The 11389-nt window shown below is 28.0% G+C and carries 9 protein-coding genes and 1 riboswitch; all 9 genes read left to right on the top strand.

Features of this window, described 5'->3' with window-relative positions; translation table 11 throughout:
* The coding region (locus ACY1IQ_RS11275) for a sensor histidine kinase (protein WP_461614010.1) at positions 1-925 on the top strand (925 nt) is incomplete at its 5' end.
* Between the two features lie 106 nt (positions 926-1031).
* Positions 1032-2393, top strand: a complete 1362-nt coding sequence (locus tag ACY1IQ_RS11270) for a VanW family protein (protein ID WP_461614009.1) — start codon at positions 1032-1034, stop codon at positions 2391-2393.
* 395 nt (positions 2394-2788) lie between these two features.
* Positions 2789-4327: a VanW family protein gene (locus tag ACY1IQ_RS11265; RefSeq protein WP_461614008.1), complete on the top strand. Its 1539-nt coding sequence runs from the start codon at positions 2789-2791 to the stop codon at positions 4325-4327.
* A gap of 229 nt (positions 4328-4556) precedes the next feature.
* The gene (glpK, locus tag ACY1IQ_RS11260; RefSeq protein ID WP_461614007.1) at positions 4557-6041 is read left to right on the top strand and encodes a glycerol kinase GlpK; all 1485 of its coding nucleotides are present in this window, start codon (positions 4557-4559) and stop codon (positions 6039-6041) included.
* Between the two features lie 31 nt (positions 6042-6072).
* Positions 6073-6777 (top strand): MIP/aquaporin family protein, encoded by a 705-nt coding sequence (locus tag ACY1IQ_RS11255; protein WP_461614006.1) that lies wholly within the window; start codon positions 6073-6075, stop codon positions 6775-6777.
* Positions 6778-7000: 223 nt separating this feature from the next.
* Complete coding sequence (locus ACY1IQ_RS11250) at positions 7001-8263, top strand: Y-family DNA polymerase (RefSeq protein ID WP_461614005.1); 1263 nt, start codon at positions 7001-7003, stop codon at positions 8261-8263.
* 12 nt (positions 8264-8275) lie between these two features.
* Positions 8276-8533, top strand: coding sequence for a hypothetical protein (locus tag ACY1IQ_RS11245; RefSeq protein WP_461614004.1), 258 nt, complete (start codon positions 8276-8278; stop codon positions 8531-8533).
* 392 nt (positions 8534-8925) lie between these two features.
* Positions 8926-10281 (top strand): YjiH family protein, encoded by a 1356-nt coding sequence (locus ACY1IQ_RS11240; RefSeq protein ID WP_461614003.1) that lies wholly within the window; start codon positions 8926-8928, stop codon positions 10279-10281.
* A gap of 293 nt (positions 10282-10574) precedes the next feature.
* Positions 10575-10676, top strand: a riboswitch (purine riboswitch).
* A gap of 114 nt (positions 10677-10790) precedes the next feature.
* On the top strand, positions 10791-11366 hold the full coding sequence (locus ACY1IQ_RS11235) for a xanthine phosphoribosyltransferase (protein ID WP_461614002.1): 576 nt from the start codon (positions 10791-10793) through the stop codon (positions 11364-11366).
* Positions 11367-11389: the final 23 nt, after the last annotated feature.

The raw sequence follows: 11389 nt of genomic DNA, 5'->3' as shown, positions 1-11389 counted from the left end.
TATTCTTCAAACCCTTATTTTTTCACTATGTATGATTTTATTAACTTTAGTAGAAGAAGAAAGGTACTATAACAGTAAAGTGCAGCTATTACAAGAAGAAGTTAACTCAACTCAAAAACGTATTCAAGAAATTTATGAATTAGATAAATTAAAGACTGAATTTATAGCAAATATTTCTCATGAGTTAAGAACACCAATTAATATTTTATTTAGTAGTGTACAGCTCTTAGAATTAAATTATCATAAGGAACATAATAAGGAAAATGATAAAAACTTAGTTTATTTAACTAATATGAAGAACAACTGTTATAGATTAATTAAACTTACTAATAATTTAATTGATATGAGTAAGATAGAGGCTGGGTTTTTAGATATTAAACTTAGGAATTATAATATAGTAAGTGTAATCGAAGATATAACAATGTCCATAGTAGATTTTGCTGATGATAAGAATATTGATGTTGAGTTTGATACTGAGTTTGAAGAAAAAATTATAGCTTGTGATATAGAAATGATAGAGAGAGTAATGTTAAATTTATTATCTAACTCTATTAAATTTACTAAAGATGGTGGAAAAATAGAAGTTTACATTAGCGAAGATAAAAATAATATAACAATATCTGTTAAAGATAATGGAGTAGGAATTCCTAAGCATATGCACGATAAAATTTATAATAGATTTACTCAAGTAACAGATACTTTTACTAGAGTTAATGAAGGAAGTGGAATAGGACTTTCACTAGTGAAATCTTTGGTAGAAATGCATAATGGAGAAATAAAGTTAGAAAGTGAACATAATAAAGGATGTAAGTTTAAAATATTACTTCCTAAAACTATTATTGAAAATGAAGAATTCATCAGTACCGAAGGTAAAGAAATAAATATGAAAAAAATAGAGATAGAATTTTCTGACATATATATATAGCTATAGAATTGTAAAGAGTCTTTAATTTTTATCAGTATATTTTGATAATTACTACACACCCTAATATTATATTTAAAAGTAAATAATATTAGAGAGGAAGGAGAATATGAAAGATAAAGGAGAGGTTTTTAAAAAAAAATATGGAATAATTACAATAATTTTAATTTTTATAATAGTTATAGTAAGTTATTTTATCTACGTTTATAGTGTAGTAAATGCATATGAAAATATTATATATCCAGGAGTAAAAATTGAAGAACATAGTGTAGAAAATATGACTAAAGAACAAGCTTTAGAGTTTATTAAAGAAAAATATGACAAGCCCTTGAGAAATAATTCCATAACATTAGTATGTAAAGAAAAAGAATATGATATTCCCTATGATAGTTTAAATATAAATTACAACATAGAGGAAATAGTAGAAGAGGCTTTTAACTATGGTAAGAATCAAAATACTCGTAGTAAATTTTTAAATATAAAAAAACCACAAGAAAAGCAGTTTGCTATTAAATTTACTTATAACAATAAATCTGTAGATGAAATATTATCCATCATAGAAAAATCTCTAAATAAGAAAGCAAAAAATGCTTCTATTACTAGAAAAAATGGAAAATTTCATATAGCATCTGAGATAGCTAAAGAAGAAATAGATAAGAAAAAAGTAAAAGGTCAAATTGAAGACGCAATTATTTCTCATATTGGTGAATCATATAGATATAATATTGCTCTTGAAATTAAAGAACCTAAGATTACTAAGAAGAAGTTAGAGGACATAAATCAATTAATTGCTTCTGCCAAAACCAGTTATAAACCTTCAACTCACGCTAGAACTAAAAATATATCTATAGCTACATATGCTAATAATGGAGTTCTATTAATGCCTGGAGACGAATATAGTTTTAATAAGATAGTGGGTGATACAACTGCTGATAAAGGATATTTACCTGCTACAGTTATAATGGGAGATAAGTTAGAACAAGGATTAGGTGGGGGAATATGCCAAGTTTCAACTACTCTTCATAATGCTGTTTTAAAAATAGGCATAATACCAACAGAAAGACTAAATCATAATATGCCTGTAGGCTATACGGAGCTAGGGATGGATGCAACTGTTGCTTACGGCTCTGTAGATTATAAATTTAAAAACACTTTAAATTATCCAATATATATAGAAAGTGCTATTACAGATAAGGACGTAATTTTTAATATATATTCGAATTCATCATTAAAAAGTAAAAGTTATGAATTTTCTCAAGATATATATGGAAAATATCCTATATCTACTGAATATGTCTACGATAATACTATAGAAAAAGGTAAAGAGAAAATTAAAAATCCTGGAAGCATAGGTTACAAGGTGAAGGTATATAGAACAGAGTATGAAAATGGGGAGAAAAAAGATAAAATTCTTTTAAATGATGATTTTTATAAGCCAGTGAAGAAAGTTATAGCTAAGGGAACTAAATAGAAATTAAATGATCTTAATAAGAGCTGTGAAGATAAAGTAGCTATTTAAAAATTCAAAATAGATTAACATTCAACAATAGTTATTTTAAATATGTTTAAAGTGTAATTATATCGTAATAGATTTGTTACACTTTTTATTTTGAAATCAATTAATATCTATATATAGTGAAGATATATTTCTTTTTAAACTTTTATAAAAATTAACAACATCAATCGAATGTATGAAATAAACTTTTAAAATCGCTTTAACTCATATAAAATCTGGGTTTTTACAAAGTGAAAGCTAAAACATTTTATGATATACTATAGGTGTATTTATTATTAAATTTGTTTTATTTAAGCAATTATTTATTTACTTCGGGTTAGGGAAAATTTTTCAATGAAAGGAATTTTAACATGAACACAAACTTAGAAAATAATACTGTAGTTAAAAGTAGAACTTCTAAAAAGAAAAAGAAAGCTAAAGCTAAAAAAAGAAGAGTAATTATCCTTTCTTTAATAACTGCTTTATTAATGATATCAATTGGTGGAGTATTCTACGTTAAAACTACGGTTGATAATTATGAAAGTGTTATTTATCCAGGAATGAAAATTCAAGGAATTGACCTTTCCGGTAAAACAAAAGAAGAAGCGTTAAAATTAATAGAAGAAAAGTACAAGAAAAGTGTAGAGCAGAAAAAATTAATTATGACAGCTGGAGATAAATCTTATGTAGTTAATTATGCTGATATGAAATTAAACTTTAACTTAGATGATACAGTAAAGTCCGTATTTGAAGAGGGAAAAGATAAGGGAGTAATGGAAAAGTTTAAAATGATTAAAAATCCTACAGAAAAAGATCATCAGCTAAAATTTACTTATGATAATAAAGTAATAGAGAATAAGATTAAGACTATGGAAAGTGAACTAAATAAAAATAAAGTTAATGCTAAAATAACTAAAGCTGGAGATGGATTTGATATAACTCCTGAACAATTAGGTATGAAGCTAGATTCTAAATCACTACAGGAGGAAATAACCAAAGCAATAGCTTCTTCAAAAGAAACAGAAACTGAAGTTAAAGTTAAAGCAAAACTTGTAGAAGATAAACCGACAATAACAAAAGCAGAACTTGAAAAGATAAATACCAAAATATCGAATTTTAGTACAAGCTACGAAAATTCAACTCAAGCAAGAGCTGTAAATATAGAAATAAGTACAAACACTATAAATGGAACTTTATTAATGCCAGGAGATAGTTTTAGTTTTAATACTATAGTAGGTGATACAACTCCTGACAAAGGATATTTAGAAGGTGTTGTAATTGTAGGTGATAAGTTTGAAAAAGATTATGGTGGAGGAGTATGTCAAGTATCTACAACTCTTCATAATGCAGTATTAAGAGCTGGAATACTTCCAGATTCAAGACTTAACCATAATCTTCCTGTAGGTTATGTTGAAAAGGGATTAGATGCAGCCATAGCTTATGGATGGTTAGATTATGTATTTACAAATAACACAAAATATCCAATGTATATTGAGGGATATGCAGGTAATGGTAGCGTTGGTTTTAATCTTTATTCTAATTCAGCCTTACTTACAGGAAAAAGATACGAGTTTTATAGTGAAACTTATGCAACTACTCCATTTGAAACTAAAGTTGAAGAGGATCCAACTTTAGAAGAAGGAACAGAAGTTATTCAGCAATATGGTATGGAAGGATATAAGGTTAAGGCTTATAGAGTAATTTATCAGAATGATGTAGAGGTTTCAAGAGAGCTTATGAATAATGATACTTATGAGCCAACTCCTCAAATAGTTAAAAAAGGTACTAAAAAGGCAGAAGCTGCTAAACCTTCAAAACCAGATGAAAATAAAGAAAAAGACAAAGAAAAAGAAAAAGATAAAAATAAGCCTAATGAAAGTAACAATGCACAATCAAATAATAATCAATAATTTAATAACAATTAATGAACAATAATGCAAGAAACTAAGATCTATGATCTTAGTTTCTTTTTTACAATATTGTAATTACAGTTTATAATAAAAGTATTATTTTATGAATTTTAAATTTTAGTTTAGAAATAGAGTAATATATTAAAACTTTTAGACTGGTTATAAATAGATACTCTTTTTTAATATACTATAATACGATAATTAAAAGTATTTTATGGGAGGGATGAACATGGCAAAATATGTTATGGCATTGGATCAAGGAACAACAAGCTCAAGATGTATTATTTTTAATGAAAAAGGGACTATAGCAAGTGTGGCACAAAAAGAATTTACTCAAATTTATCCTAAGGGAGGATGGGTAGAACATGACCCTATAGAAATCTGGTCTACTCAATTGGGTGTTGCAACAGAAGCTATGGCAAAACTAGGGATAACTGCTACAGATATTTCTGCTATTGGAATTACTAATCAAAGAGAAACTACAGTAGTTTGGAATAAACATACTGGACAACCTGTTTATAATGCTATAGTTTGGCAGTGTAGAAGGACGGCAGAAATTTGTGATGAGCTTAGGGAAAAAGGCTTAGACAAGATGTTCACAGAAAAAACAGGTCTTATTTTAGATGCCTATTTTTCAGGAACAAAAATTAAATGGATACTAGATAATGTAGAAGGAGCAAGAGAAGAAGCAGAAAAAGGTAATCTTTTATTTGGTACTATAGATACTTGGCTTATATGGAATTTAACTAAGGGAAAAGTTCATGTTACGGATTATACTAATGCATCTAGAACTCTTATATTCAATATTCATGAACTAAAATGGGATGAAGAAATTTTAAGTATTTTAAATATACCAAAATCAATGCTGCCAGAAGTTAAGCCTTCTAGCTATGTTTATGGTTATACTGATCATTCACTATTAGGAGCTAAAACTCCTATAGCAGGAGTTGCGGGAGATCAGCAAGCTGCCTTATTTGGCCAATGTTGTCACCAACCAGGAACTGCAAAGAACACCTACGGAACAGGTTGTTTTATGCTTATGAATACGGGAGAAAAGGCTGTTAATTCTAAGAAAGGACTTTTAACTACTATAGCTTGGGGCGTAGATGGTAAGATAGAATATGCTTTAGAAGGAAGTATATTTATAGCAGGAGCAGCTATTCAATGGCTAAGAGATGAGCTAAGAATGATAAAAAAAGCGGAAGATTCTGAAGAGTATGCTACAGCAGTAGAGGATACTAATGGAGTTTATATGGTACCAGCATTTGTAGGGCTTGGAGCTCCTTATTGGGACCAATATGCTAGAGGAACCATTGTGGGACTTACTAGAGGAGCAAAAAAAGAACATATAATAAGAGCTACTTTAGAATCTCTAGCTTATCAGACTTATGATGTATTAAAAGCAATGGAAGAGGATTCAGGAATAACATTAAAGGCATTAAAAGTAGATGGAGGAGCTTGTGCAAATAATTTCCTAATGCAATTCCAAGCGGATATATTAGGAGTACAAGTTGATAGACCAGAAGTAATAGAAACTACTGCTTTAGGAGCTGCTTATTTAGCTGGTTTGGCAGTAGGTTATTGGAAGAATAAAGAAGAAATTTGTGAAAATTGGGCTATTTCAAAGGGATTTGAGCCTAATATGGAAGATGAAAAACGAGAAAAACTCTTAGAAGGTTGGCATGAAGCAGTTAATAGATCATTGGTACGATAAAAGAAGATATCTAATTTAAGGAGGATATATTATGTCAATTTATTTAGCAGAATTATTGGGAACAATGCTTTTAATCCTTCTAGGAGATGGAGTAGTTGCAAATGTATGTTTAGATAAATCTAAAGCTAATGGTTCAGGCTGGATAGTAATAGCTACTGGATGGGCTTTAGCAGTAACAATTCCAGTGTTTATATTTGGACCTATATCAGGAGCGCATTTTAATCCAGCAGTAACTTTAGGTTTAGCTGCAATAGGAAAATTTCCTTGGGCAGATGTTCCTCTATTTATCTTATGTCAAATGTTAGGAGCTTTCCTTGGGGCATGTTTAGTTTATATTTATTATAAAAATCATTTTGATGCTACTGATGATAAAGATACTAAGAGAGGCGTATTTTGTACTGCTCCAGCAATAAAAGATACAGTAAATAATTTTATTTGTGAATTTATAGGGACTTTCGTTCTTGTATTTGCTATATTGGGAATTGCAAATACAAAGATGGTAGATGGGATCTCACCATTAGTAGTAGGATTGATAATCTGGGTAATAGGAATAACTTTAGGGGGAACTACTGGTTATGCTATAAATCCTGCTAGGGATTTAGGACCCAGAATAGCTCATGCAATTTTACCAATTAAGGGTAAAGGAGATTCAGATTGGGGATATGCTTGGATACCAATTGTAGCACCAATACTAGGAGGAATTGCAGCAGCATTGGTATTCAACGGAATTTTTTAATTTAAGATACAAAGGAGTTAGAGAAGTTCTAACTCCTTTATATTTTAAACTTTTTGTATGAAAAAGTTTTTAGAACTTATTAATTATTTAATAGTTTTGAAGAGTTTATTAAATTTTTAATATCTTTAGTAAAATTAATTACCATAATTGGAATTTTAGCTTTACATAGAACGTACGTTCTTATATAATTAAAATTATATGAATATTGAGAGAGGTATTAAAGATGGAGAGTTATAATAAGTGTATTTTTCATATAGATGTTAATTCTGCATATTTATCATGGACAGCAGTTTATAGACTTCAAAGAGGGGATAAAATAGATTTAAGAAAAATACCATCAGTGATAGGTGGAGATGAAAAATCACGCCATGGTATAGTATTAGCGAAATCTATACCTGCAAAGAAATATAATATTATAACTGGAGAAAGTTTATATTCTGCTTTCCAGAAATGCCCTAATTTAAAGGTAGTTCATGGAGATTTTGAATTATATAATAAATGTAGCAAGGCTATGATAGAGATACTTTTAGAGTACAGTCCGCTATTGGAACAATATTCTATAGATGAATGTTTTTTAGAAGTTACTAATAAGAAATATACTAGAGAAGACTATATAAAACTAGCATATCAAATTAAAGATAGAATAAAAGAAAAATTGGGATTTACGGTGAATATAGGCATATCTTCTAACAAACTTTTAGCAAAGATGGCATCAGATTTAAAAAAGCCTGATAGGGTTCATACTCTTTTTAAAGAAGAGATAGAAAGTAAAATGTGGAATTTACCTATAGAAAATTTATTTATGGTAGGAAAGGCAACACTACCAAAATTAAAAAAAATTAATATAAACACTATAGGTGATTTAGCAAAATATGATATAGAAAAATTAAAATATTTCTTTAAAAGTTATGGCAACATGATTCATAATTATGCTAATGGAATTGATTTTTCGGTAATTGATGCTAATAAAAAATATAAAAATAAAAATATGGGAAACTCCACTACTATTCCTTTTGATGTAGAAGATAGAGAAACCGCTCATAGAGTTTTATTATCACTATGTGAAACTTTAGGTATGCGATTAAGAAAAAGTAACAATTATTGTAATGTGATTTCTATATCCATAAGAAACAGTGAATTTATAAATTACTCAAAACAGAAAAAAATTATAAACCCTATTAATAGCACTAATGAAATTTACAAGATAAGTTGTAAGCTTTTTGATGAACTTTGGCATGGTGAATCTATTAGACTTTTAGCAGTGAACACTTCGATAGTTAGTGAAAACTTTGGTGTACAACTTTCCTTATTTGATAAAAAAGAGGATGAAAAATATATTGTATTAGAGAAAACTATAGATAGTATAAGAGATAAATATGGAAATAAGTCAATAATGAAGTCATCTTTTTTACATTCTGGTATTAAATCTATAAGTGGAGGAACAGAGGAAGAACTATTTAAGGCATCTTCAAAAAATAATTTATAAGGAGTGTTTTAGATGAAGGTGGTAGCACAACCTATTGATATGGTTGCATGGTTTGATAGTGACGGCGAAATACATCCTGTAAAATTTAGAATTGTCCATGAAACTACAGAAGTAGTAAAAATAAATAAAGTTATATGCAGAGAAAAAGAGAAACTAGCAGGAAATTTAATGATGATATTTAGATGCCAAAGTATTATTAATAATAAGGAAAAGATTTATGAAATTAAATATGAGCTAAACAGTTGTAAGTGGATATTATTTAAAATATAATTACATAACTGTAAATAATAAGTTGATAGAGAAAAGAATATATTTATATAAATTTTTTATTTTATAGTAGATTACTATTATTATGAAATAAAAGAGATGATATGGATATTATTTTAACTGCAGGTTTAAGTAGGGTGTGCTTTGGGTAGTATGCCCTTAATTTATAGTTATATCATATTATTTATATGTTATGAATAATTATCAGATAAGTTTGCATAATATTACAGTTGTTTTAATAATAAAATTCATCAAATGTAACAACTTCATAAACTTTTGCAGATTAATTCATAGAAACATAAAAAATAAATTAAAGAATAAGGGTTGGTTGTTGGTAATTTATGTATTACCATTATATAAAGAGATTGAATATTTTGGAAAATAAGGAGGAAGATATGATTAATTTAAAGGAAAAGCCTCAAACAACATCAAGGGTATTACGATTTATTATTCCTTCATTAATAGGTGTAGTATTATTTATGATACCAATTCCTTTTAATGGCGAGATAACAATTTCAGTTGCACTACTATCTAATTCGATAATTAATATCTTAGAAGAAAGTTTACCAGCAATTACAGCCACAATAATATGTATAAGCACTATATGTACCATAATTACTAAAATAGTAAAGCCTAGATTTGTAATAGAGAATAAATATTTAAACTCGTTATTTAATATAACTCCGTTGTGGTTATGTGCAAGAGTCATTGGTATGATATTTGTAATCTTAGCATTATTTCAAGTAGGACCTGAATGGATATGGTCAGATGCTACAGGAGGAATGCTTTTAACAAGTTTATTACCAGTTTTATTTGCAGTTTTTCTTTTTGCAGGTATACTTTTGCCACTGCTTTTAAACTTTGGATTATTAGAGTTCTTTGGAGTATTATTAACTAAAGTTATGAGACCTGTATTTAAATTACCAGGTAGGTCTTCAATAGATTGTATCACTTCTTGGCTTGGCGATGGAACAATAGGAGTTTTATTAACAAGTAAACAATATGAAGAGGGATATTATACAAAACGTGAAGCAGCAGTAATAGGTACTACCTTCTCAGCAGTTTCAATTACCTTTAGCCTTGTTGTACTTCAAACAGTACAGCTAGAGCAATATTTTGTTCCATATTATTTAACAATTTGCTTAGCTGGAGTTATTGCAGCAATTATATCTCCAAGAATACCACCTCTATCAAGAAAAGAGGATACCTATTATGTTGAACCTAAAGATGCTGGAGAAGTAATTCCAGAGGGGTTTACTAGAACAAAGTGGGGATTTCATCAAGCTCTTGAAAGAGCAGAAAAGAATACAAGTATTAAAGAGTTCTTATTAGAAGGTATAAAAAATGTTTTAGATATGTGGCTAGGAGTTATTCCAATTGTTATGGCAATTGGAACATTGGCATTAATTGTAGCTGAGTTCACACCTGTATTTAAATTTTTAGGAATGCCATTTTATCCATTACTTAAATTATTACAAGTTCCTGAAGCATTGGTAGCTTCCCAAACCTTTATAGTCGGCTTTGCAGATATGTTTTTACCATCAATTATAGGAAGTACCATTGAAAGTGAGCTAACCAGATTTGTTATAGCTGCTGTTTCTGTAACTCAGCTTATATATATGTCAGAGGTTGGAGGACTATTAATAGGTTCAAAAATTCCAGTTTCAATGAAAGATTTATTTATAATATTTATTGAACGTACTTTAATAACTTTGCCTATAGTGGTTTTAGTAGCACATATAATTTTCTAGAAGTTATTATACCTTATATAAAGAATTAAGAAATAATTAGTAAGGATGTAAGATTATTTTTTTATACTTTCCTGTTAGACTTCATTGATAGTACAACTATTAGTGGGGTCTATTTATTTATTATTAGTTATTTTATATTTCAAAGATTTAAAATACTTAAGTGCAGAATTTATTTTTTAATATTAAAAAATAAAATAAAACTATAGTTATAGTATTTGAAAAACTTTATAAATTTTAAAATAACTATTGACTTTAGAAATAACTGTGATATATTAACTATAATATTTATAGACTAAGTAAAAATATTAGTAGCTCATATAAGTTTAATGATAGGGATTAAATGTTTCTACTTGGTAACCTTAAATTACCAGACTATGGGTTTTAATAAAATTGAAATTATAGATATAATATTTATAATTTCAATTTGTTTTATAATTTTTAAATTTAGAGATTATAAAAATAACCCCTATGAAAATAAGGGGTTATTTTTTGTTAAAGGAGAATGATATATGAAATTATTAAAAGATAAAATTTTATCTGCAGGAAATCTTATTGGAAAAGATGTAATAAAGGTTGACAATTTTTTAAACCATCAAATCGATATAGAATTATTTAATGAAATGGGAAAAGAATTTCAAAAAAGATTTAAAAATAAAGAAATAAATAAAATACTAACTGTAGAGGCATCAGGAATAGGAATAGCCTGCATAGTAGCACAATATTTTAATAATTGTCCTGTAGTTTTTGCAAAAAAACATGAAGCTGTGAATATGGATATGGATACATATGAAAGTGAAGTTTATTCTTTCACAAAGAAAAAATCATATAAGGTAAGAGTTACTAAGAAATTTATAAACGAAGGAGATAAAATTTTAATAATAGATGATTTTTTAGCTAATGGACAAGCAGTTTTAGGACTTGTTAATATAGTAAAACAAGGAAAGGGAGAAGTAGCTGGTGTTGGTATTGCTATTGAGAAATCATTTCAAGAAGGAAGAAAAAAGGTAGAAAATCTTGGAATACAGGTAGAATCATTAGCAAGAATAAAAGGTTTTGAAAACAATACAATAATATTTTATGAATAATAAAAGGAAGCTATGAGTGACTT

It is taken from the genome of Clostridium sp. Marseille-QA1073, from assembly GCF_054863625.1.
Note: the sequence above shows the minus strand (reverse complement) of the source record. Positions and strands in the feature narration are given on the sequence as shown.